General features: G+C 56.2%; 16 protein-coding genes. 7 read left to right on the forward strand and 9 right to left on the reverse strand.

Annotated features, from left to right (window positions below):
* Window positions 1-30: 30 nt before the first annotated feature.
* The 3 genes from KEHDKFFH_RS02905 (at window position 31) to KEHDKFFH_RS02915 (ending at window position 5,539) form a co-directional block, all read left to right on the forward strand.
* Window positions 31-2,151 (forward strand): hypothetical protein, encoded by a 2,121-nt coding sequence (locus KEHDKFFH_RS02905; RefSeq protein WP_146084189.1) that lies wholly within the window; start codon window positions 31-33, stop codon window positions 2,149-2,151.
* 90 nt (window positions 2,152-2,241) lie between these two features.
* On the forward strand, window positions 2,242-3,699 hold the full coding sequence (locus KEHDKFFH_RS02910) for a DUF3336 domain-containing protein (protein WP_104320540.1): 1,458 nt from the start codon (window positions 2,242-2,244) through the stop codon (window positions 3,697-3,699).
* Window positions 3,700-3,832: 133 nt separating this feature from the next.
* The gene (locus tag KEHDKFFH_RS02915; protein ID WP_104320541.1) at window positions 3,833-5,539 is read left to right on the forward strand and encodes a putative bifunctional diguanylate cyclase/phosphodiesterase; all 1,707 of its coding nucleotides are present in this window, start codon (window positions 3,833-3,835) and stop codon (window positions 5,537-5,539) included.
* A gap of 11 nt (window positions 5,540-5,550) precedes the next feature.
* Here KEHDKFFH_RS02915 and KEHDKFFH_RS02920 read toward each other — a convergent pair whose 3' ends face one another.
* From KEHDKFFH_RS02920 to KEHDKFFH_RS02935, 4 genes are read right to left on the reverse strand one after another with little or no spacing between them, the layout of a single operon-like run.
* Window positions 5,551-6,177, reverse strand: a complete 627-nt coding sequence (locus KEHDKFFH_RS02920; RefSeq protein ID WP_241956415.1) for a condensin complex protein MksE — start codon at window positions 6,175-6,177, stop codon at window positions 5,551-5,553.
* On the reverse strand, window positions 6,170-7,615 hold the full coding sequence (locus KEHDKFFH_RS02925) for a hypothetical protein (protein WP_104320542.1): 1,446 nt from the start codon (window positions 7,613-7,615) through the stop codon (window positions 6,170-6,172). The genes KEHDKFFH_RS02920 and KEHDKFFH_RS02925 overlap by 8 nt, the downstream gene beginning before the upstream one ends.
* The gene (locus KEHDKFFH_RS02930) at window positions 7,608-10,547 is read right to left on the reverse strand and encodes a coiled-coil domain-containing protein (protein WP_104320543.1); all 2,940 of its coding nucleotides are present in this window, start codon (window positions 10,545-10,547) and stop codon (window positions 7,608-7,610) included. The genes KEHDKFFH_RS02925 and KEHDKFFH_RS02930 overlap by 8 nt, the downstream gene beginning before the upstream one ends.
* A complete protein-coding gene (locus KEHDKFFH_RS02935; RefSeq protein ID WP_104320544.1) occupies window positions 10,540-11,322 on the reverse strand; it encodes a hypothetical protein in 783 nt (260 codons plus the stop codon). The genes KEHDKFFH_RS02930 and KEHDKFFH_RS02935 overlap by 8 nt, the downstream gene beginning before the upstream one ends.
* A 254-nt stretch (window positions 11,323-11,576) precedes the next feature.
* Here KEHDKFFH_RS02935 and mntA point away from each other — a divergent pair, with 254 nt between their 5' ends.
* The 4 genes from mntA to KEHDKFFH_RS02955 all read left to right on the forward strand — a co-directional run bounded on the left by mntA (window position 11,577) and on the right by KEHDKFFH_RS02955 (window position 13,742).
* Complete coding sequence (gene mntA / locus KEHDKFFH_RS02940; protein WP_104320545.1) at window positions 11,577-11,990, forward strand: type VII toxin-antitoxin system MntA family adenylyltransferase antitoxin; 414 nt, start codon at window positions 11,577-11,579, stop codon at window positions 11,988-11,990.
* Complete coding sequence (hepT, locus tag KEHDKFFH_RS02945; protein WP_104320821.1) at window positions 11,972-12,388, forward strand: type VII toxin-antitoxin system HepT family RNase toxin; 417 nt, start codon at window positions 11,972-11,974, stop codon at window positions 12,386-12,388. Before mntA ends, hepT begins: the two co-directional genes overlap by 19 nt.
* A gap of 146 nt (window positions 12,389-12,534) precedes the next feature.
* On the forward strand, window positions 12,535-13,353 hold the full coding sequence (locus tag KEHDKFFH_RS02950; RefSeq protein WP_104320546.1) for an SDR family NAD(P)-dependent oxidoreductase: 819 nt from the start codon (window positions 12,535-12,537) through the stop codon (window positions 13,351-13,353).
* Between the two features lie 131 nt (window positions 13,354-13,484).
* Window positions 13,485-13,742, forward strand: a complete 258-nt coding sequence (locus KEHDKFFH_RS02955) for an HP1242/YdcH family protein (RefSeq protein WP_104320547.1) — start codon at window positions 13,485-13,487, stop codon at window positions 13,740-13,742.
* A gap of 81 nt (window positions 13,743-13,823) precedes the next feature.
* On the opposite strand, the gene KEHDKFFH_RS02960 is transcribed toward KEHDKFFH_RS02955, so the two are convergent.
* The 5 genes from KEHDKFFH_RS02960 to KEHDKFFH_RS02980 all read right to left on the reverse strand — a co-directional run bounded on the left by KEHDKFFH_RS02960 (window position 13,824) and on the right by KEHDKFFH_RS02980 (window position 23,854).
* Window positions 13,824-14,921: a flavin monoamine oxidase family protein gene (locus KEHDKFFH_RS02960; RefSeq protein WP_104320548.1), complete on the reverse strand. Its 1,098-nt coding sequence runs from the start codon at window positions 14,919-14,921 to the stop codon at window positions 13,824-13,826.
* A gap of 46 nt (window positions 14,922-14,967) precedes the next feature.
* Complete coding sequence (locus tag KEHDKFFH_RS02965) at window positions 14,968-16,680, reverse strand: class I SAM-dependent methyltransferase (protein ID WP_241956416.1); 1,713 nt, start codon at window positions 16,678-16,680, stop codon at window positions 14,968-14,970.
* Window positions 16,647-19,775, reverse strand: a complete 3,129-nt coding sequence (locus tag KEHDKFFH_RS02970; protein ID WP_104320549.1) for a DEAD/DEAH box helicase — start codon at window positions 19,773-19,775, stop codon at window positions 16,647-16,649. Before KEHDKFFH_RS02970 ends, KEHDKFFH_RS02965 begins: the two co-directional genes overlap by 34 nt.
* Before the next feature lie 312 nt (window positions 19,776-20,087).
* A complete protein-coding gene (locus KEHDKFFH_RS02975; protein ID WP_104320550.1) occupies window positions 20,088-22,736 on the reverse strand; it encodes an AAA family ATPase in 2,649 nt (882 codons plus the stop codon).
* On the reverse strand, window positions 22,733-23,854 hold the full coding sequence (locus KEHDKFFH_RS02980) for a metallophosphoesterase family protein (protein WP_104320551.1): 1,122 nt from the start codon (window positions 23,852-23,854) through the stop codon (window positions 22,733-22,735). The genes KEHDKFFH_RS02975 and KEHDKFFH_RS02980 overlap by 4 nt, the downstream gene beginning before the upstream one ends.
* Window positions 23,855-23,944 lie beyond the last annotated feature (90 nt).

Raw genomic sequence — 23,944 nt, forward strand, 5'->3', positions numbered from 1 at the left:
TGTCTGGCGCATTCTTTCAGGAGTCTGGTTATGTCTCGCAGAAAACAACTCAAGTACCTTGTAACTCCAACATTAATCGCATCACTGGCAGTTGTCAGCGGGTGCGATCTGAATGGCTCAAGCTCAAGTTCAAGCACAAGCCCCGGTACAACGCCCTCAACAGAGCAACCTGAAATATCAGAAAAGGTACTCGACAGTGCCGCCTCTTTCCTGGGAGCGGCGACTGGCAAAGAGGTACCCTTAACGATCGATTCCGTCGTATTTGTGAACTCCGCACTGGGGCTCAACGACGTTCCTACAGATCCCAAAAACCTGTACGGCGATCTCTGGATGGTGGTACGTGACGAGTACGGTGTTCCGGTACTGGACGGCAACGGCTGTATCCAGCCGCTTGCATCGGAAACCATAACCTGGCCGGATGGCACTGAACACGAAACCGTACCGATGGTCGTCGAAGAGTTCGATGATTCCGAGCTGGACTTTGCCTGTACGGTGGTAGAAGGCTATGAGGCTTATACCATAGAGCTGGAAATCGGGCGCCTGAACATGATCAGGACCGTTACCCAGAATCCAACCGTATTTGCCCGGGCACTGGCCGAGGCGATCGACAACATCAACGCCTCAACCGCGATCAAAACCGACCCCGCCGGGAGACTGGTAATGGTCACGGAAGTTGATGGCGAACTGGTTGAGAAGACCATAGACTCACCACGGGAAAACCTTGCGCTCTACCATGCACTCCTCAAGGAAGGACGCATCGCGGGTTATGGTCCGGAGAGCCGCGAGGGCGGCCAGGTGGTTCCGGCTGAATGGAAGGAAATCCGCGATGACCTGGAGCTGGGCGAACTTTCCTATCTGCGCGACGGGACGCCTGGCCGTACCGGAGGTGTGAGCCTGCATGAAGGATACGCAGATCTTTCGAACATGACCCATAACCGGATGACCGATTACGTCACCCAGTTTGTTTCCTATATCCAGTACATCGATTCAGGCTCAAGCTGCCTGTACGAAGATCAGGTTGCCAATGCCTGGAGCCGTATTTTCAACATGGAAGACTACTACGGCGAAAACATTGCCGCGTTCACGACGCATGCCGACGATGCCAGACGGACCATCGTCTTTACCCATGATGTCATCCAGGACATGCCTGAAACCCCGCTGGAAACCCTACCACCCAACAGCTTTGATCTGATGCATGCTGCCGCGGCATTCCTTGGCGGTGCCTCCAACAAGAGCGTGCCACTGACCATTGATGGGCTGGTCTTCCTGAACACAGTGCTTGGGCTGAACGAAGGCGTTGAATTCACCTATAAAGGCGAGGTGTTCGGCGATCTCTGGCAACTGGAACGGGATGTCAACGGCGTCCCCGTACTCGATGAAAACGGTTGCCCGCAGCCGATCTCGGTGAACGGCGGCTTTGTTCCCATGGAGCTGGACGAAACCGGTGAATGCATCATAGTGGCCGGCTTCGAGGATGATGTCATTGAGCTGGAACTGGGGCGCCTGAACGTGGCACGGGTTGCCCTCAGCAATCCCCGCGTACTGGATAGAACCCTGAACGACGTGATGAACTCCATCAATGCCTCCGTTGGCCTCAAGCTGGACCTGTCTGGTCGGCTAGCCTATGGCGTCGACGACGGCACCGGTAATCTCAGTCACTATCAGACCGTCGACTCGCCTCTGGCCGGCCTGGCTCTGTACTGGGCGCTGATGCGCTGGGGCAAGCTGGAAGGCACTATCGAAGTCATGGACGAAGGCAGCTGGGTTACCAAACAAATCGCCATTGAGTTGCCGGATCAGGTACTGGCCGATGAAGGCCTGCTGTTTCTCAAGCAAGGCACCGCAGCATGCCAGGGAAATGCCGCAGAGTGCGGAGCCAAGCGTCTGGCTGGCAACGGCTACGTTGACTACAGCAACTTCAATCATTCAACCGAATCGATCTACTCGGGAGTCAACGTAAGTTACGTGGAACGCCAGCCTGACAACCTCAGCTGCGCCTACACAGACAAAACAGACGACCTCTGGATCCGGGTGCTTGGCAGTGATGGCTACACCGGCAGCAATATCGAGGCTTTCGTCAAACAGGCGGAAGATACTCGCAGCGTGATTCAGTTTATCCATACGGTTATCCAGGATCCCGTGGCGACCTGACAACCAACTGGCTGAGGCCTCGTTCAGAAAGCGACCCCTGCTCCGGCGGGGGTTTCTTTTTGCCCGTCAGGATGAGTTAAGCTAAAAGGCATGAAGCACGCCTCGAAGACCCGCAAACAGCTCCAGCAGCAACTGGAACAGGCCCAAGACTACGAGCAATGGTGTGAGGCTGCCACCGCGCTCGACGACCTGGACGGACTGCTGGCCTGGCGCGAGCAGGAAGAAACCGGGATGCTGCATGAAAGCCTGATGCGCAAGCACATGGGCCTCATGGCCCATTGCCGTCAGAATGGTGACACACGGCGACTGATCCGGATTCTTCAGGAGAGCCTGTACCGTCATCTCGGTGAGTTATCCAACCCCGATCTGTACACGGTGGCCCGTAGCGGCACCAACCGGTTGGTGGGTGAATTCCTGGATGCCGTCGAAACGTCCATGGAATTCATTTGCGACCACCCTATTCCGGAAGTCTCAACTGCCCGAAAACTGAAAATGTTTCGGGACGCCGAAAGAGTGTATGGCCGGCCAGCCCTTATGCTCAGCGGTGGCGCGGCCTTCGGCATTTACCACATCGGTGTTACCCGGGCGCTCTGGCGCCAGGATCTGCTGCCGGATGTAATGGCCGGCTCCAGCATGGGCGCGATCGTGGCTGGCGCTATCTGCACCCGTAACAAGCAGGAACTGGCGGACTTTTTCAACCATCCCGAGCGCATCCACCTCAATGCCTTCCGCTGGCTTGGCGTCGCGGAAGGCCTGAGGGCCGGCCATGCAATGGATCCGCGTCAACTGCAGGAGCATGTTCAGCACAATCTGGGCAGCGTCAGTTTCAAAGAGGCGTACGAACACAGTGGCCGTAACCTGAACATCTCCGTCTCCCCTACCCGCACCCAGCAAAAACCGAGGCTGCTGAACTGGCTGTCCTCACCGGCCGTATTGGTGGACTCAGCGGTGATGGCATCCTGCGCGGTTCCGGGCATATTCCCGCCGGTGACACTTCGGGCCCGTGATTCAGACGGCGGCATAGACAGTAGCGTGCCCTACATGCCCACCGAGAGCTGGATTGATGGCAGCGTGCATGGCGACCTGCCACTGATGAGAATGGCCCGACTGCACAACGTGAACAAAACCATTGTCAGCCAGGCCAACCCCCATGTGGTGCCGTTCATCAGCCATCACGACCAGAGCGGCCTATCCGCCTGGGCCAAACGGGCGGCAGTGTCCCTGGCCCACGGCCAGATCGCCACAGCGCTTAAACTGACCAAACAGAGCCCCCACCCCGGCATCATCCGGCCGCTCATCGAACAGGCCCACGCCATGACCAGCCAGCAGTACCTGGGGGACATCAATATCCACTTTTCCCCCAGGGCGTCCCTTTATCGAAAAGTCCTCTCCAACCCGAGCCCTGAAGATCTCGAGATGTTTATCAATCTCGGGGAACAGGCCACCTGGCCTCGGCTGGCCATGATCAAGAATCAGACCAGGATCAGCCGGGCTTTTGACCGGTGTATTGCGACACTGGAAGAAGAGGCTGTGCAGCACAAATCCTGACCAGGGGGTAGAGACATCGAAAGGCCGGCCCGCACATCAACTAGATAACCCGGTACTCCCGAACTATGCTCAGTGCTATTGCATCATCGCTTTGCGGTGCGTTAATCGCTAACCAAAAGGATGCTGACTCGCAATGGAAAATAGACAAGGAATTCAATCAGCTACAGAAGAAAGTGAAAACAGGTTTTACGAGCTGATAGAAAGTCTGCCAATGGTGGCTGTCCAGGGTTACGACAGACACCGCCGGGTAATTTATTGGAACGAAGCAAGCGCGCGCATTTATGGCTATTCCCGCGAAGAAGCGCTCGGGCAGTTATTGGAAGACCTGATCATTCCGGATCACATGCGCACCGGTGTGATCGAAGCGCATCGCAATTGGCTTGAGAACAACATCAGCATTCCCTCAGATGAACTTGAACTGCAACACAAAGACGGACACCTGGTTCCCGTTTACTCAAGCCACGTGATGATCAAGCAGGACAGCGGTGCCTGTGAGATGTTCTGCATCGACATCAGTCTGGAGGAGCAAAAACAAGCCAGGAATGAGCTTTATCGGAGAGCGAGTTTTGACGACCTCACTGGATTACCCAACCGGCATTTCATGGAAGTCGAGTTGTCGAGTCGGCTGGATGAGGCTGATCGCCTGCAACAGGAAGTGGCGGTCGTATTTATCGATCTGGACAATTTCAAAATCATCAACGATACGCGTGGCCACCATCATGGTGACAATCTCCTGAAAGCTGTGGCCGAAACCTTGAGGGCCGAACTCCGAGGCGGCGACCTGCTGAGTCGTTTTGGCGGAGACGAGTTTGTCTTGCTGATCTTCGATTTCGATGGCCCCGAAGGGATACATGAACTTGTTTGTCGGTTGATACACTCACTGGAACACAGAGTTCATCTGGAAGGCGATTGTTACCAGGTTACCGCCAGCTTCGGTGTAAGCCTTTTTCCGCACAACGGCACCACCGTGGCTGAGCTTATGGGCAATGCAGATGCGGCCATGTATCAGGCCAAAGAAACCGGCAAGAACGGTCTCTGTTTCTATACCCCTGACATAAATGATCGACTGGTTCACTATCAGGAAATCACCAACCTGCTGAGAGAGGCCCTGACTAACGATGGCCTGGAACTGGCTTTTCAACCCCAGATCAGCCTGACTGAACGAAAAAGCGATTCCTGCGAGGCACTTCTTAGGTGTTTTAACGGTCAATCACGAGCCGTTTCGCCGGCCGTTTTTATTCCGGTGGCTGAAAAGTCTGGCCTCATTAACCGGATTGGCGAATGGGTAATCGAAGCAGCCTGCAAACAGCTCAGCGCATGGAAGAAAACGCCTCTGAGTAATCTGCGTGTTGATATCAACCTTTCGGGACGACAGCTCACCAATCCACACCTTGCGAGCCATATTCTCGAAACAGTGAGTCGTTACAATCTTGAACCTCACCAGCTTGGCGTGGAGTTGACTGAGAACGAGGTTTTCGGCAGCGATGAAAGCCAGACAAAACAATTGGAGAAACTGAAACAGGCAGGCGTGCACATTTCGATTGATGACTTCGGTACCGGACACTCCTCTCTTGTCTATCTCAGAAAACTCCCGGTTTGTGGAATAAAAATCGACAGGAGCTTTCTGAAACATGCGATGCAGAATAGCGCCGATATGGCCATCATGAAGGCAATGGTTACCGTTGGCCACAGCCTGGGCCTAAGCGTGCTGGTCGAAGGTGTTGAAACGGACGAACAGGCCCAACTGGTAACGGACCTTGGGTGTGACTTCGCTCAGGGTTTCCTCTATGCCAAGCCCATGCCGGCAAATAAGGTTGCAGAATTCCTGGCCAGCTTCTGACCAGGAAACCACTATCCCTGCTCATACTCCCGAACCAACTCCTGCAGGAAATAGAGACCGGCGGAACTCAGAAAACAGCGACCGGCACCCGCGCGGAACAGCAGATGGCGTTTATCCAGGTAGTCCAGGGCTTCCGGGACGCCTTTTTCGAAGCGGGCCGCTCTGAGAATCTCCTGGTATTCCTCATCGCTCTCCAATGCCGACAGGTCTTGCTCGTTCAGCCCGGCATCCGCACGGCCAAGGTATTCCAGGTCTCGCCCGCTGCGTGCGAAATAACGTCCGATCAACAGAAGAATTACCTGCACCCGGAAGGCGTTTTCGTCGTGTTCCTCGTTTTCGTCGTCGCTGCTTTCCTTGAGAAAGAAAAACGCGCCGGTTTCGTTAAAGACCAACTCGCTGCCCAGATGCTCGTAGAAGGTCCGGAAATGGGACAGATGGTTGTATAGCAGGTTGTAGAGCGGGTTGGCGCGCAGCTCGGAGCGGTTGCTGTCCCAGATATCACGCACAATCACCCGGCCGGCCTGGAATTCCCGGTAGATCGCGGCGCTGTGGGCCGGCAGGATCTGCTCGAAGCTGCTCGAAGTTTGTGAATGATCGGCGGATTCGGTGGAATCCATCGCGTCAGAGAATTCAGGCATGCTGTTGCTCTTCTTGATTGACCGGGTCGTTGCTTTCAGTAGTTTCGAGATTTTCCAGACGGCGCTTGCGGTAGACGAACTGCTCGCTGTCCGATGACTGGTCCAGAATTCGGAAACGGTTGGTCGTGACTACCTGCAGCCCTTCTGGCGGCGAGTTTACCAGCCGGTTCAACGCCGCCAGCAGGTCCGGGAAGCGATACCCGGGGATAAAGCCGTCCAGGCGACCGTGCAGCTCCCGCACCAGATCGGAGGTGGGCCGAAGCTCCAGGGTTTCGAGCCATTGATAAAGCTGGTTGATACGCTGGACATCAATCCGGGTATGGCGACCGCTGCCGTCGACCTGCTGCAGAACCGGCACCTCCGCCTTGCGGCGGCGGTCGTTCAGGCGCAGCTCCAGTTCGCTGAACAGCAGCTGGTAGTAGCTGGACGATTCACCGAAGGCGTAATGCTTCGGGCGCTGCTGGGCCCGCAAGCCCACCAGGAAGCCAGTGCTGCGGGCAAAGTCGCCGCCCTCCAGCCATTTTCTCTTGAGGCTTAGGGTCTCGGTTTCGCTCTTGAGTTCCTGCAGCTTGCCGTAAAAGTGCTCCATGGCGTTGTACTGGACCATGCCCTGCCGGGTCTTGCGCAGGAAGTGCTCCACCTCCTGGGCAACCGCCTGAATGGGTTTGTACAGGGCGTTCAGGCTGATGGAGGAACGGAACAACTGGTCCGCCAGGTTATGGTCGCCGTGGCTCTCCAACAACCGCACCATCGCTTCCAGGGTTTCGAACAGGTTGCTGCCATCAGGAAGCCGGGTGTCCGGGTTGAGAAATACCAGGGTCGGCTTGATGTGGCGTTCGTAGAGGGTAACGATCTGCTCAAACAGGTTCTGGCGGAACTCCAGGAATTTCTCGGGCGCCCGGCTGGCATCGCCGGACAGGTCCGCGAGCTGGGCACTGATGGTCTGCATGCGCAGGACGTTCTGGCGCAGCAGCCCGATAAGCTGACTGACCCGCTCGTTCAGGTCATCCCGCAGCTCAGTGTAGTCCGCGTCCGCGTCGCTGAAGCTGCTGGTTTCCAGCCGATTGCGCACGTCCCTCAGGGTCACCAGATGGCCGCGCAGACGGGCATCGGTCAGTTCCTGGTACAGCGAGGCGTTACAGGCACGCATCAGGTTGATCAGGGCATCCTGGAACACCAGCCGCCGCTCGCCTTCGGCCTTGATGATGTCGATCACCAGGCCGCTGCGGAACAGGTTGTCGGTGTTCAAAGCCAGCCGCACCCGGCCCCGGTCGGCATTCCCAAGGGTGCGGGTATAGTCCATCACCTCGGCCACCAGATCACTTTCGCGAATGTATCGCGCTTCGTTACGGTCCATCCGCTCGATCATCCGGAACAGAATCTTCGGGTGCTCGAACAGCAGCCGGGTGGTGTCCAGGGTGCTGAAGCGTTTACTCATCCGCTGGCTCCAGCAGGCTGTTCTGGGTCTGATCGGCCCATTGGCTCACGGATTCGCCATTGGTGAAACCCTCGGCGCCGCCCCAGAACACCAGGGTGCGTTGCGGGCTGTAGGGGCGCGCGGTACGCATCTGCCCTACTTCCAGATGCCGGCCGATCAGGTAAATCACTTCCGCGCTGGCACTATGGGTGGCCGCGGAGAACAGGTTGAAGCCCTGCTTGCGAAGACGCTCCAGTAGCGACGGCATCTGGCTGATATCCACGCTGGCCAGCTCGTCCAGCACCATGGGGAACGACAGCTGCACGCCGGGATACAGCACCCGTTTCAGCAGCCGGTATACCAGTTCCAGATTGATCAGTGCCGTGGTAGACGTGGACTGGCCCTTCTTGTCCAGGTTCGTGGCGTTTTCCTTGCGTGTGCGGTAGGAAATGCCGGTGATCACCTTGTCCATGGTCAGGCGCTTGCTACCGCCCTCCCCGAAAAAGTCCGCCACGAACACCCGCAAACGGTCATAGAACGCGTCCGACTGCAGCTGATTGCCATAGGGATCGATGTTGTTGGCTTCTTCCACCAGATTGCGGAATTTCGGATCGGTATGGATATCCACGCGGATTTCCACCAGATCGTTGATCTGCACGCCTTCCAGCTCGCGGTTCAGTTGCGCTTCGAAACGGGCAATGTGTTCGTGGTTGGATTTCAGGGCCTGCCGGTAGCTCGCCACGGTTTCATTGTGAATGCCCACCTGCTGCTCCAGCACATTCCAGCGCTCGGCCATGCCGGCAAACAGATCCGACAGGCTTTTGAACGTTTCGCGGATAACGGAGGACGCCGGGCTGTCTTTTTGCAACTCACCCTCGGGATCGTCATGAATGCCCAGATAAACGAACTGTCGAAGGTGATCGAGAATACTGCGCCGACGCTCTTCCAGGTCGTCCAGCTGGGTTTGCAGGTCGTCGAACGCGGCGACGGACACCTGCTCAATGGCCAACGGCTGCTCGGCTTCCACCGCTTTCAGATGCGGGAATCGGTGCTCCACAGTTCCGACGCTTCGGCTGAGGCCCGCCAGTTCCCGTTCCCGCTCCTCGATACGCTCTTTTTCGGCTCTGGCTTTGGCGGCCTTCTGCTGAACCGCATCCTGCTTCTCCTGCTCCAGCCGGGCCTGTTCTTCCAGCTTGGCCAGCTGTTCCTCCGCCGCCTGCTTTTCCTCTGTGGCGTCCCGCAGTGTGGTATCCGCGGCCGGGAAACGGCTCAGGGTATCCAGATCCTTTTCGATGGCGCGGATTTCTTTTTCGGTGCGCTCAATCAGCCGGGGCCGGTCGTGTTCCTGATTGGCGGTGTCTGCCAGCTCCGCCCGCTCCTTTTCCAGGCCATGAAGCTCACCTTCAATGTGCCGGCGCTGCTCTGCAAAATCAGTCTGCCGGGCCGGCTGGGCCGGGTATTCGGCGTCAAACCAGTCAAAGCCTTTGTCATTGGGCACAAACAGCCGGCCAAACGCTTCGATGGCCGCCTTGCTGTCGGCGTCCAGATCCTGACCGGGGCTGGCCATCACCAATCGGGGGTCCACGGCCCGCAGCGGTGCCGCGGTGGCTTCATCCAGTTGGTTCTGCAGTTGCCAATGTTGCTTGCTTTCCCGATCCTTCAAGGATGCCAGCTTGCGCTCCAGTTCCTGCTTCTTTTTCTGGATCTGCTCCAGCCGGATTTCCGCCTGGGCGGCACTCTTGAGGGCAGCCAGGTGCCCTTTCTTGCTATCGAGTTCCTCTTTCTGGATCTCCTCGATTTCCTGAAGGGTCATTTCCCCGTACTGGGACACCAGCAGATCGCCATCTTTCTGGTTCTGCTCGGCCTGCTTGATGCGACGGTCAGCGGAACGGATCTCGCCCTTCAGGCCGCTGGCGTCCTGCTCCAGTTTTTTCAGAGCCTGGAGCACATGGCGCAGCGTCTCGTTCTGTTCATTGAACGCATCTACTGCGGCTTTACGCCTGGTGCCAATATCCTGCAAGGCATGGCTGACGCCATCCCGGAAAGCGGCAAAATCGTGCTGGCTGCGAAGCAGGGTTTGGTAGGACTGATAATCCCTTTGCAGCTTCTCGAACCGTGAACGCTCTTTTTCAATCTGATTCAGCTGGATTTGCTGTTGCTTCAGTTGATCGTGCCGGTTTAGAAACTCATCGATGTTGAAATCGAAGGCGTCATCGGCAAACTTCTTGTCCGCCTCGATAATGCTGGCCACCGCGTTGGACATGGCCTGATCGTCTGCCTTCATTTCAAACAGCAGCAGGATCAGCGTGCGCAGGGACCGCACCCGGCGCTCGTCGGACTCACCCAACGGCAACACCGAATAACGCACGGCATCGGCGTTCATCAGCTCGCTGTTGTACAGCATCTGTTTGAGTTTGGCCGGGTCATTGACCAGCCGGGTCTCTTTGGAGAACTTTTTCAGCGCCTCGGACAAACGGCTGAACGACAGCTCCGGTACCGCCTGGCCAATGCCGTCCTCATCATCCCCATTCCAGAACAGCGGCCGCAGCTGGTCGTAGCCCACCGGCACGAAAGCGCGGCCATAGCTGAGCTGACTGGCGCTGTCCCGGTACAGAATCTGGCAATGCACCCCCGCCGGGTTCTCCGCTTCCATGATCAGGAAGCTGAACTGACTGGGGAAATAATGCTGGTAGCTTTCCTCGTTGGAGTAGAAGCTGCCGGCACTGGCATTGCGGAACGCGAATTTCTTGCGACTGTTCTTGAAGTTGTTTTCCGGCAGCAGGAACAGTCGCAGGCTGTTCAAAAGGCTGGACTTGCCAAGATTGCCCGGGCCCAGGATCAGGCCATGGTTATCCACCGGAATTTCCACGTAACAGAAGCCGGCGGAATCCACCAACACCAGACGGCGAATACCAAAATTGAAATTGCCTGGGCTCCCCTGGGAGTCACTCATCCAGAATCATCTCCTGTTCCATGAATTTGCTGGTGGCCCGGAAGGCCTCTGCCAGGGCCACAAAACCAAGCCCCTCTGCCAACGAAATCGCCCTTGTGAATCGTTCGGTGGTGTCCGGTAGTTTGCGAAACCGGGCCAGCCATGGCTGCCAGTCGGGCGGCTGAACAAAGGTGGCTTTGTCACCAAGAGAGACTGCGATCGTCGAGAACATTTGCAGACCACCCGCATCATAATCGAATGCGCAGAATACTTCTTCATAGCCCTGCAACCAGTCAAGAATCGCGCCCCGGGTAACCCGGTTGCCACCGCCTAACACCACGTCACAGTATGCCAGTTGCAAACGCCTGCCCAACGCCTCACCGGCAAAGTGCAGCATCTGCGGATACTGGTAGAAGTTATGCTCGTTCTCTACGATAAGCACGGAACCCGCGCGCTCAAAACCGATATCCACACCATCACTCTCGATGACCACCACATCCGGACGGCTGGATGCCAGCCCCCGATGGTAAACCAGAAGAAAACTGACCTCAGTACCATGGCGATGGGAGTCACCCTTTTTCGCGGCGTCTACCCTGCTTACCGGCGTTTGCGCCACAGCCTGCAGCTCCGCGAAAGCGGTTTCATCCAGGATCGTGACAAGCCAACGGTTGGCTTTTACCTTCTCCGTCGCAAACAACTCCCTATGCCGGCGCCGAAACGCCTCCGGCAGTTTCTTCAGGAACGCTTCGTAGTTAATGGGCTGGCCACGGAGGATTTTCTCGAGGTAGTCGTTCAAGGGTGCACCATGGCTTCTCTGAGATTGGTTTTTCAATAGTGTGCCATCACCACATCCAGACTGTAATGCTTTCACTTACATTTGACCTCTCGACCGCTCTCCCACTGAACTTGTAAGAAATCTTTACAAGTTCCCCCCCCATTAATTCACTCTCTGATCAGACCGAAATCAGTCGGGCCTTTGAAAGTGGAAAGGAAAAATAAGCGCTGAACTCTGGTAAGCTCTTTTTATAGCCGTAAAGCAGAACCGTAGATATGCAAACAAAAACACCAGAGCGCACTGAAATAGCAGAGCTTCGCGACCAGTTGGGGCGGTTTCCTGATATCCGCTTCGCCGTTCTGTTCGGCTCCATGGCACACGCTGCAGAACGCCCGGACAGCGATATCGACGTGGCCGTGCAGGCCAATAAGCGGCTAACCGCTGATGAACGCATTGCCATAACCGAGGCGCTTGCACTAGCCTTTAATCGGCCCGTCGACCTGATAGACCTGCGCACTGCCGGCCAACCGCTCCTGGACCAGATTGTCTCCAACGGCATTCAAGTGCTGGGCCCCAGACGTTACTGGGGCGAACTTATATTTCGTAACATTATGGAAAACGAAGATTTTGTACCCTACCAGAAACGCATACTCGAAGGGCGACGCCGGGCATGGATGAACAACTCGTAGCACAGAAACTGGAATCTCTCAGGCGCTGTATCCAGCGAGTGGAGTCCAGGTTACCAAAGAATCTTTCAGCGCTTCTGGACGATGTGGATGCGCAGGATATCATCTCACTGAACCTGACACGGGCCGTGCAGATGTGCGTCGATATCGCCTCTCATTGGCTCGCCGAACATGCCGGGGCAACTTCACCGAAAACCATGGGGCAAACGTTCGAAGCATTGGCAACGTCCGGCGTAATCGATCATGGTCTCGCTGAGCGTATGAGAAAATCCGTCGGCTTCCGGAACGTGATGGTTCATAACTATGACGAGGTGAATTGGGAAATTGTTTTCTCCATCTGCAAGTTCCATTTGAATGACTTCAAGGAATTTGCGCGGGTTTTTTCTGACATGTTTGAGTGAAGTGGGTCGGCAGGCTTCAAGATTGAACTGTTGCATTTTTTGCAACAACTGCCTCGCAATCCGGTTACCTGACCGTTCAGGACTGAGGGCGTCACTGCCACCCTCCTCTTTCAGCAGGTCTGGTCTCAAACCAAAGGACATCCACTATGGCAAAACTAGCCCTGGTAACCGGTGCCAGCGCCGGCATTGGCCATGAGGCCTGTGCCCTCTTTGCCCGTGAAGGCTACCGGGTGATCGCCCTGTCCCGACAGCCGACCGGCGTCGAGTCTGCCGACCTGGAACTGTCGCTGGATCTGGAGTCCTTTGACCAGATCGAAGGGCTTGCGGGCGCTCTGGACACGGAAATTGCAGCAGCCGAGCGGGTGATTCTGGTCAACAACTCCGGTTACGGGCAATTCGGCGCGCTTCGCGACCTGTCCGAATCCATGTGGCAAAAGCAGTTCAGCACCCACGTCTTCGGGCCCATCAAGCTAGCTGCCCTTTGCCTGAGGCTCTGCGAACAACACGGCATACCCTTGCGCGTCATCGCGGTTAGCTCCGTTCTCTCAATCGCGCCCCAGAAAATGAAAGGCGCGTACTGTGCCGCCAAATCCGCGATGAACACGGCCCATGAAAGCTTCTGGTTTGATGAACAGGGCAGCAAAAGCCTGGAAAGTGTCTCACTGGTGCTCCCGGGCCCCGTGGTGACCCGGTTCAGAGAACATGCCCTGGCCGCTTTACAGCCCGTCCTTGGGCGAGCAAGCGCCGTGCACCAGGAAAAGTACGAAGCAATGGAAGCTGCGCTCGCGCCGGGCGCCAAGATCAAGCCCTTTACCGCCAGTGCGTCGGATGTTGCCGAAAAGATCTACAGAGCTGCAGAAGCGAAAAGGCCAAAGTCTCGATATCTGGTGACACCCCAGACCTACGCTGCCGAATTTATCACCCGGTTTATTCCCCGGTCGATCCAGAGAATCATCTTGAGATAAGCCGGGCCTCAAGCCAATCATGAGCGAAAATGCCTACGCCTGGCGGCTTGTCACTGGTCATCACCTTGCCGTACGGTTTGCCACTCACAGCGCAAATTTGAACACACTCCGCAATCAAAGGGATTGTCTTTATGTCACTGGAAAAACACGATCTGATTCATGAATTCCCCGAATCAAAAGAAGCTATTCATCACCTGAAAACCAGCAACAATCATTTCGCGAAACTGTTTGAAGAGTACCATGAGGTAGATCATGCAGTTCACCATTTCGAAGGTGGTGCAGAGAACACCTCTGACGAACACTTGGAGGACCTCAAGAAACAGCGCCTCAATCTGAAAGACCAGCTTTCTGGCATGATTCGAGAGTACGAATCCGCGCCTGAGAAATAGAAGTAACCCGGCAACGTTTCCCCGGGCTCGGGCGGAAGCTCTCAGCTCGCGCCGGGGCTCTGCCCCTTTCCGCGAACCTTGCTAAAAAGATTCCAAACCGCGATCGACCGCACCAATAGCGCCGGCCAGATACCCCGTAAACTCACGTGACCACTCACTGCCAATGCCGGTTACCCGGTTAGCCCATGCCCCTAAGCTCGGCGACAAGGCAGGCATAGGGTGATCGCCGGAGGATCGTTGATCCGTGTCGGTGGCGGTGTAAATCTCTTTAGCCCAGTCCTTGATAAATTCTGCCTCTGGATTCTCCGCTCGCGAACCAAACAGTCGCACGAACTGTGTGCGGCAAGCAGTAATAAGCTCTTCTTCAGAAACACGACTGCGCACGTCAGCAGGTACACCGAGGAAACCAAACAATGCCGCCTGCCCGCCCGGAGTAGAGGCATCATGGATCTCAACCATTGGCCCAACGGCACTTCGAGCCTCCCCGGATAACCCTTGATCTCGCCAAAAAGGCCGATCGAACACGGCAATATATTTTGCATGAGGGGCCATCCAGGTATCTGTCTCTCTCCACTGTCTTGCAATCTCGTTCGGCAAAGCAGGCGAAAACGTAAGCTGAGACTCAACTAATCGGGGCGGCATGGCCAACAGCACATGTTCTGCAAAGTGGCTAAAGGTCTCTCCATTCGCATTTTCGCTCACTAACTCGACATTCGGTTCTGACATGCGCAGGTGACGGACTGCCTGGCCTCTCACTACACGCGCTGAATCAATCCGCCGGTATAACGCATCAATCATCGAATACATGCCACCGGCGATTCGCATAGATGGCGGAGAATTGACGTACCCACGGGTTCTCTCAGGCGGCTGACTCGATGAACGCTCCAGAAGCATGTCGCCGGTTTCAAATTGTTGGAAGGTCTCTAGTTCGAGTTCATCTACCAGTCGCGCCATATCGGTCTGGAATGCGGGCCAGAACCAGGAGGGCCCGAGATCGAAGCCCCCAACGCCTGACACATCCGGTTTACCATCAGAGTGGATCGTGGAAGCAATCCGCCCACCAAGAATCTCCCGGGCCTCGAGAATGACGTAGTCCTTGATGCCCTTCTTCTCAAGTGAATAAGCGGCGTATAAACCCGCCAGGCCGGCGCCAACAATGGCGATGCGAGCGTTTTGCATGAATAGACTTCCCGTGATGATCGTGTTGTCTCGGTGATATACGGTTCTAAACGCCTAACCATTCTGCCAGCTGAAGATTGGTTTTCAGCCTCAATCGCTGCTGAAGCATCCCCTCAAAGACGCCTTCCACGGTTCGTTCCTGCCCCAGCAATGGCAGCGAGGCCTCAGCCTCTGAGAAAAACTGCTCCTCACGAGACGTGCCCACAATGGCTTGCTCCCACCAATTTACTACTCGAGGGTGCGCCTCCTTGAGCAGCAAGTCCCCCGGCAGCTTTTCGGACTTGGACGCGTTCGCCGTATGAGTCGCTGGCATCAGATTCCAGAGATCGTTGTTGTTCCATCGTGACCATGGGAAACAGTGGTCGACGTCAAACCGCTTCGCTTTGAGATTTTGGGCTGTCCATACGCATTCGACCCGACCAGTCTCGAGCTGCTGGTTAATCATGTGACGGACAGCTGACGTATCGCGCCGACCTTCTACCCACTGTAAACCACGATGATAGTCATCCATGCGGTAACGCAGATCCCAGCTACCCATCAGATCTATCCATTCATTAACAATCGCAGGCTCAATCCAGCACGCATAGCGACTGAACGCGTCCCAAAGAAATGAAGGAACACGGAAGGTACCGAACCTGGAAAGCGTTGCTTTGTCCAAACGCACGGGTGCCTTTTTAATGGTCATCCTGGCAGAACCGCCCTCGAAGATCGGACGGTTACTGCCGGGCCAGGTCGTAAAATGTGCGGGATTTTTGAGAATGGTCGAGCACGCATCCCGGATAGCGCGCAGGACTACCGGTGAAACATCAGCCGACAGCGACATACCCACTCTGAAATCCAGAGGCGTGAAATTCTGCAGCTTGAAGAAATCGTCCGTGGCGAAGCCGTAGCCACGGTTACCTGGCGCTTGCCTTAACTGGTGACGGAGAACCAGAGGATGATAAAGCATAATCCAGAACAACCCGACCGCCCCAAGCGGAATGTCCACCCAGTCATCAGTACGCTTAAGCGCCAGGCCGGGCGCACCGTCAGCGATCCGGACGAGGGTTCGCAGCAAACCCAATTTGTAAGTCGAAGACTTATTATCATTAACGATGATGTGACGGACTGTCGGCAATGCGCCTGTGCCATCGTCCGCCAAACGAAAAGCCAGAGTCTCCCAGGAAACTTCGTCCCTCTGGAGCTCATCCTTATTGCGCCCGACCGGCAACGGAAGCGGGATCAGTGCCCGGCGTTTGGCAAAAACCTCCAACTCTTCCCTACTGACATCGTAAAAAAGCCGTTCGCCATCACCGGGCCCATGCCGAAGCGTAATCACCACCATTCCACCGGGTGCCAGAAGCTCAGTGAGGATTCGAAAGGCACGATCACGATCGGAGGGCGGGATATGCATCCAGACAGCGGAAACAAGAATCAGATCGAAACGATAGCTCAGCTTCCGGATCTTACCGAGATCGGGTAATTGATCGTCTACCCAGTGAATGCTCTGACTGCGAGTGGCGTCCTGCCCCAACTCTCGTAAGCCAGATGCAGGCTCTACCGCAACAACATCCCAGCCCTGCGTTGCAAGGGCACTGGAATCGCGACCACTGCCTGCGCCTACATCCAGAGCAAGGCCGGATTTATCGCCAAGGAAGGAGAGCCAGTCTTGGTGAACCTGTTCGAAGGTCAGGGACTGGTATTGGTTGAAAAAGTTTTGGGCGTTTTTGTTGTAGGGACCGTAACTCATGCCGCCGCCAGCTTCGCTGCCTGCTGCCACATAAAGTTCGGCATCGGCGTTCGGAGTTTCCAGGTAATACTCATCGGCTGGGAACCGGTGTGAGACACGTAATCCACCTCACCATAATTCACAAACCCCATCGTGCGACCATATTCGTCTTTCGCCTGCTCTCTTACAAACAAGAACAACCGCTTGTTGATGGCTTGGTGTTGAATATAGTCCTTCCCTTTACCACGGTCAGGCCGGGAACTGTTTTGCGACTGCCAGTGGAATAACTGCTCATTGATGGCGTAGTCGTGGTACATGGTGGTCGGGGAGAACTGCTTTTCGTTTTTGTCCAAGGTGACAAACAGCAGCTCAATATTTTGATCCTGAATGACATATACACCTTCCCTCGATGGTGGCTGATGCTCGAACGTCATCGCACCAAAACCAACCAGAATCTGCTCTCGAGAATAGCGGGCGTGCAATCGTAGCGGGACTTCCCGCAACTCAGGCATCGCCGGCTGCTCGTGTTTGGTTTTCGCCAATTTCCAGTCGAGCACGTCCACCAGCTCCTGTTCCAGCCCCAGCTTGCTGAGTTCTGCCAAGCTTTGTGTCAGCGAATCAAATTCCAGCTCTGGCCCTGCTTTCTGCCAGAAGTCGTAATGGCACATAAGTGCCTGGCGACCTTTCGGGTCGTCACAGCTAAACCCTGCCTGGCATAGTTTCTTAAGAAATAGCAGGTACTGGTGATCGTCGCAGATCAAAATCCGATTGTGGATGGCCTTCTTCGCCAGTTTAAACGAGTCATCGGCTCTGTCTTCGTCTTTTGCCTTGCTCACCAACTCGGCCCAACTGCCCCGTCTGTAGAGTTCGTTCAGGTCGATGTGGGGATGATGGGTTATGAAGTTCTTCAGCGTCAGTGGCTGAGTGGAATGCTGTGGGAACTGCCGAACAAGAGACACCAGCCGCTTCATGGTCAGCGTGGCTTGCCGGATGTTGCTCAGCACCATTTCCTGGGTTTTCTTGGTGAGCTCAATTCGGCAACCCAGTGGTGCATGGGGAAAGCCCTGCTTCAGTTCTTCCGAAATTGAGCGTTCTGACTTACCCACCAGTGCCCGGAATTTATTGGCGAAATCATATTCAGGCCGAGAATTACCAACAAAGTCCAAGACTGTGCAGCAATCTTTGTCGTCAGCAAGGCGTAAACCCCGACCCAGTTGCTGAAGGAAGATGGTCAGGCTTTCGGTTGGGCGCAGGAATAACAGGGTGTCGACTTCCGGAATATCGACGCCTTCGTTGAATATGTCGACCACACACAGCACGTTGATTTGCCCGGAGCGAATGGCTTGCTGCTTTTGTTGGCGTTCGTGGCTGTTGTCACTGGTGAGCACATCGGCCTTGATGCCGTGCAACAGGAGCTGCTCCACCATGAAGGTCGCGTGTTCACGGCTCACACAGAAAGCGAGAGCTTTCATGCTGGATATATCGGTGACGATTTCCCGCAAGCTTCGCAGAGCCTTTTTTACGCGATTATGGTTGTGCGTATACAAATTCGTCAACTGAGCAATATCGTAACGCCCACGACTCCAAGGAATGGTGCGCAGGTCGGTGTCATCATCTATTCCAAAGTATTGGAAGGGGCAAAGGTGGCGGCGGTTGATGGCCTCCGGTAACCGGAGTTCGGCGGCAATCACGCCACCAAAGTCGCTGAGAATATCGCCGCCATCGTGTCGCTCCGGAGTCGCTGTCAGTCCCAGCAGTATTTCGGGCGAGAAGTGTTCCAATACCGCCCGATAACTCGATGCGGCGATGTGGTGCACTTCATCGATTACGATGTAGTCGTAATAGCCTTCAGTGAGCTTTAGCTGATCCAGCTGGTTATTCAGAGTCTGAATCGAAACGAACAACTGCCGGTAGTGTTCCGGCAACTGGCCGCCTACCCAGAGTTCACCGAAAGCATGATTACGCAGTACGCCACGGTAAGCTTCCCGGGCTTGGCGCAGAATTTCCTCCCGGTGCGCCACAAACAGAAAGTGGGCGTTTGGTTTTGCTTTCAGGAAGCGCCGGAAATCAAACGCCGAGATCAGGGTCTTGCCGGTACCAGTGGCGGCCACCACGAGGTTTCGGAAACGCTGGTGCACGTCCCGCTCAACAGAGAGTTGCTCTAGAATGTCTTTCTGATGCGGAAACGGCGTAATTTCGAAATAGTGGGAGGAGCCGGGAGCGTCCAACCCTTTTTGTTGTTTTAGTGCGCGGTTGAGCTTTTCGGTACTCTCAGCCCGGCCATCGAACCATTCAAAGTCTTCCGAAGCCCAATAGGTTTCAAAGGTGCTGAGCGATTTGTTGATGATGTGAGGGATTTCCTGAGCGGTGATCTTAAGATTCCACTCAAGCCCATTGGTCAGCGCCGATCGAGATAGGTTTGATGAACCGATGTAACCGGTGTGAAAACCCGTGTTCCGGAGGAACAAATAGCTCTTGGCGTGCAACCTTTCACGCTCGGTGTTGTAGCTCAACTTCACTTCGGTGTTCGGCAGGCTAGCCAGATACTCAACGGCTTTGGCATCCGTGGCTCCCATGTAGGAGGTGGTGATGATTTTCAGCTCTCGGCCACTCGCGGTGAAGGCTTCCAGTTCTTTCCGGAATATCCGAATTCCGGCCCATTTGATAAACGAGACCAACCAGTAAATCCGGTCCGCTGACAAAATCTCGCGCTTTAGCTCTGACTCCAGTGACAAGCCAGCATTACTGCCTGAAAATAACTCACTCTGTGTGAGTCCTGTGAGCGGGAAAACGTCTTCAACATACTGCTTCAGGTTCGCAGCAACCGGGTTTTCCAGCTCATAAAGCGCGGTGAGGATCTTTCCTTGGCTATCGAGGAGGTTCTCATCCAGGAACCCATCATCCTGCACCTGCCCCTTGAGCCACATCAGCAACTGATTCGATAACTCGATTTGCTCCTGAAGTCGGTTATCGCCCGAAGGCACCGACCCAATAGCGAACTCCAGTATGTTAGTAAGGAATCGTGACAACCATACAGATGCTTCCACACTGCTAAGCTGGCGCTCACCTACGTAAAATTGTTTCCTGTCCAATCTGTTTTCTACGAGCCGGGTAATAAGCTGCTCGTAGATTCCGGTCTGCTGCATCGTGTACGTCCCACATTGATGACTTCCAGAAGAACGGCGCTGTGGCCACCGGCATTCCTTATATCTCGCAATCTAACTAAATCCGGTGGAATGACGTTAACCCCTAAAATGTCGGATTTCCATGAAATCCGCGATCCTCCCGACAGGCTTTTTTTGGCCATCGAGCGATTGCTATCAATTACAGTGTAGCCATACATGACACCAGATAGATCCAGCGCTTCCACATCGTGGACGCACCGGACAGCCACAACCGAATATCCAGCTTGCCGGTCAGCCGGCCGTAACTTGCAAAGCACTGCTTGGCGTCGCTAGTTATGCCTGTGAAACTGCATGAACCTTCAAGCTCTGGAGGTCAATAGGTGGTACACCAAGGTCGCTCCAGTTCCCTGGATGGCAGGTAAACAGCAATATCTGATGCCGGCTGGCCGCATCGAACAGAATGCGTTTCATGTCTTCCAGGCGGTCGCTGTCACTGTGCACCAGGGTGTCGTCCAGGATCACCAGCGTTGGCCTTCCGGCTTCCCGCAGCAGATCGGCATAGGCCAGGCGGCTGATCAGGCCCATCTGTTCCCGGGCGCCAAAACTCAGTTCGGTGATTTGCCCAAGCTCGGTGCCACGGCTGAAGGTGCCCGGGCGTAGCTGTTCGTCCACTTCCAGCGACGCTTCCGGAAACAGCACTGAAAGGTAGTGGTTCAGGTGTTTCTGCAGCGGTGCCTGCAGGCGGCGCGTCAGGGCCTGGCGCTTTTCGGTGAGCAGGTTCAGCAGCAGATCCAGCGCCTGAGCGCGGCGGTGCAATTCCTGATAGCGGCGGTTGCACTGGTCGTACTCCGCCTCTTTCTCGTTGAGCTGTTCTTCCAGCCCTTCTGCGCCCCAGGCTTCCAGTCTGACTTTGATATCGCGGAGTTCGCGGCCCCGGTTCTCCTGGGTCTGGCGCAGTTGATTGACCGCATTCTGGTAGCGTTCGATATCCTGCCGGAGAAACTCCGGGCGGGCATCGCGAATTTCCCGTTCGCGGCGCTCGAGGCTGGCTTCCAGTTCGGCCTGCTGTTTTTCGATGTTCGCCAGGTCGGTGGTTATCTGCTGAAGTTGCTGTTGCCGTTCCGAGCTCTTTTCTTCATCCGCCAGCCGCTGCCATTCGGTTTTGGCGTTGTCGCGGGCCTGTTTCAGGGCAGACAGGCTGGACTGATGCGCGCGCTCATCGGATTCGGCTTTGTCCAGGGCGGTGCCAGCCCGGGCGAACGCCGCCTCCGCTTCTTCCAGCGCCGGAACATTCTCTTGCGGATCCGGTTTGGGAGTGGCTTCCAGTTGTGTTTTGGCTTTCTCCAGCTCGCCTTCTGCCTCCTTCTGGTCGGAGGCAAGTTGCTCAAGGCCAGCGGGCGCCAGAGATTTGAACAGCTCGTCGGCATGCTTCACGGCTCTTCCGGCACTTTCAAAGGCGGAAAGACGATCCTCCGCCTGTTCCACCGATTCCACGCCAAGGGCCTCCAGCTGTTCTTCAAGGTCTTCCTCAAGGGCCTTTAGCTTCCTCCGGGTGCTGGCCAGCTCTTCCCCGCCAGGCGTTATGCCCAAGGTGCCAACGCCTGGAATAACCAGGGTCGACTCTTCCAGAAGCTGCTGTTCGCCTTGTCCGTTCAGCGATTCATCGTTCAGTGTCAGTGATGCGCCAGCATCCAGCTGCCAGCTCAATCTGGTGGCGATGGTCCGTGAGCGAATGGTCTCTTCGTTCAGCTGGTTGCCGGTTGCTCGCAGTTTTTTGACCAGCTCTGCATCGATGCGGTTTTCCCTGGCCTGCTGCCTCGCTTGCTCCAACTGCTGATGGTATTCCTTTGCTTTGGCAAGGTTCTGGGTCAGCACTTGTTTTTGCTGTTCAAGCCGGCGGACGTCCTGCTCCAGCCGCTCCCGGGTTTGGAGCAAACCCGCCAGTTTGCGTTGCTTTTCCACTTGCTCATAGGCGCTTCTGGCTTCGCTCAAACGGCCTGCAATCATCGGAGTTTGGGCTTCTGCGGTAGCGAGGTCTCGCTCTGCCCGGTCCAGTTCGGCTTTTCGGCCTTCAAGCTGGCGACTGAGCCCTTCCAAATGTTCTTTGTTCTGCTGCAACAGCCGATGGTTTTGCTGTAGCTGGCTGAGCGTGGCTTTCTCCTGGTTCTGTTGTTGCTCCAGGCGCTCAACCTGCTGATAGCGCACCCGGGCCTCCTCCAGCTGGCGCTGGGCGTCTTCCCATGGGCGCTCAGCCTCGGCCTGATCATAGTCCTGGGTCAGTTTGCCAAGCCGGTCGACCTGCTCCTGGTATTTATGCACCCGCTCCTTCAGCTCTTCAATTTCAAGTTCATAGTGGGCGCGGTCTTTTTCCAGTTTCAGGTAATCGCCCCGGGGCTTTCCGGTGCCGGTCAGCAGGATGTCCCGTTGGCTGCGGACCGTCTCGATCAGGTCGTCGCCCCCGGAACTGGCCACCTCGCCCACCATGGAATTCAGGGCAGACTTCAGATGATCACCGGCATGCTCGATGGCCTGTTCGATGTCCTGCCCGGTGCCCTGCTCCACCCAGAGCAGTCCCGGTATGCCCCAGTGTTCGGCTTTGCTGGCGCCCCGTTTCGGGTACTGGTAGTCCAGTAATTCGGCCAGTTTTTCTTCGGCGTCGTCTTCACTGTAGGTCTCGGTGCCGACAACCAGATCGCACCGTTTGCGCTGGAGAAAGCTTTTGGTGAGGCGCCAAACACGGTTGTCGTGCTCGAAATCCAGCTCAATGGTGGGCGCCGCGGCGGAGTCGCCCCACGGGCGCAGGTCGTCCACGGCCGTTGAACGATAGCGTTCGAAAAACGCGGCGCGGATGGCTCGCACCAGCGTGCTTTTGCCGGACTCATTGGGGCCGTGAATCAGGTTGAGCCCGGGTTGCAGGTTGTCCAGAACGAAGGGTTTGCGGAACTGGCGCAGCTGTTCAATGCGCATTCGCTGCAGCTTCATTGCCCCACCTCCTGTTCCCGCTCCCGGAGCAGACCCGCCAGAATGGCCAGGGCATCGCGGGCGACATCGTCCTGCGCCCCTTCCTGCCGCTCTCGCAGGCTTTCAACCACCTCGTCCACGTAGCCATCCGCTTTCAGAGCCGCGATGTCTTCATCGGTAGGTGCAAGCTGAAGGCCGCTTCGCTCGCAGCGAAGGCTGCGGAATCGCGCTTCGGCCACCGACAAGGCCTTCAACAGGGTTTCCTCGCCGGCCAGGGTCACCGAGCCCTCAAAGCGCAGATCAACAACGGCGGATTCGGGCAAGATGTCCAAACGCTCCAGCAGCTGTTCGAGATCGGAATGAACCGCCAGGGTTTCCCGCCACTGGTGCCACTGATACCGCCCCGTTGGCAGTGAGGTTACTTTCGGGGTTGCTCCGGGCTCGGACACTTCAACGATCAGGGCATTCCCCGCCTCGTTGTTCCGGAACCGTTCCGGCTCGGGGGTTCCGCTGTACCAGGTACGCTCATCGATCTGTTTGGTGCCGTGCCAGTCGCCCAGGGCGAGGTAATCGAGCCTGCTGGCTTTCGCACGGTCTGGCGCGATGGGGTTGGTGGAATCAATCTCGTCTGGCAACAGGCCCTGGACGCTGCCGTGGGCCAGGCCGATTCTGAGAAAACCTTCAGGGGTTTCGTAGCCGCTGAATGGCTCGGTCAGATCGCCGTAAGTATGTCGCTGAGTCAGGGGCGCGCAGAGGATGCTGAGGCCCTGGGGTTCCAGATCAATCACGCCAGGCTGAAGCGCCAGATGGACGTTCTCCGGCACCGCACCCAGGCGCTGGGCTCGCGTCCAGACGCTCTCTGCCAGGGCGGCATCGTGGTTGCCCGGCAGCATTACCCAGGGGCCAGCAAACCCCTTTGTGGCGTTGAATACTCGCCGGATGGTGCGATCAGAGACCGTTTGCGCATCAAAGACGTCCCCGGCCACCAATACCGCATCGCACTGATGTTCGTTGGCCAGCCGTGCAAGGGTTTCAATGGCCTCGAACCGGGCCTCCACCAGGGCTGCACCGTCTTCGGTCTCGAAACGGGTAAAGGCCCGACCCATCTGCCAGTCTGCCGTATGCAAAAACTTTGGCATTTTATCTACCTGAAAGATCTCAGAATTTTGGCGTTATTCTAGACTACACACGGCTACATTACAGACTTGATGCGACACTGGAGGACGTTC

This window comes from Marinobacter maroccanus, from assembly GCF_002933275.1.
Classification (GTDB): Bacteria; Pseudomonadota; Gammaproteobacteria; order Pseudomonadales; family Oleiphilaceae; genus Marinobacter; species Marinobacter maroccanus.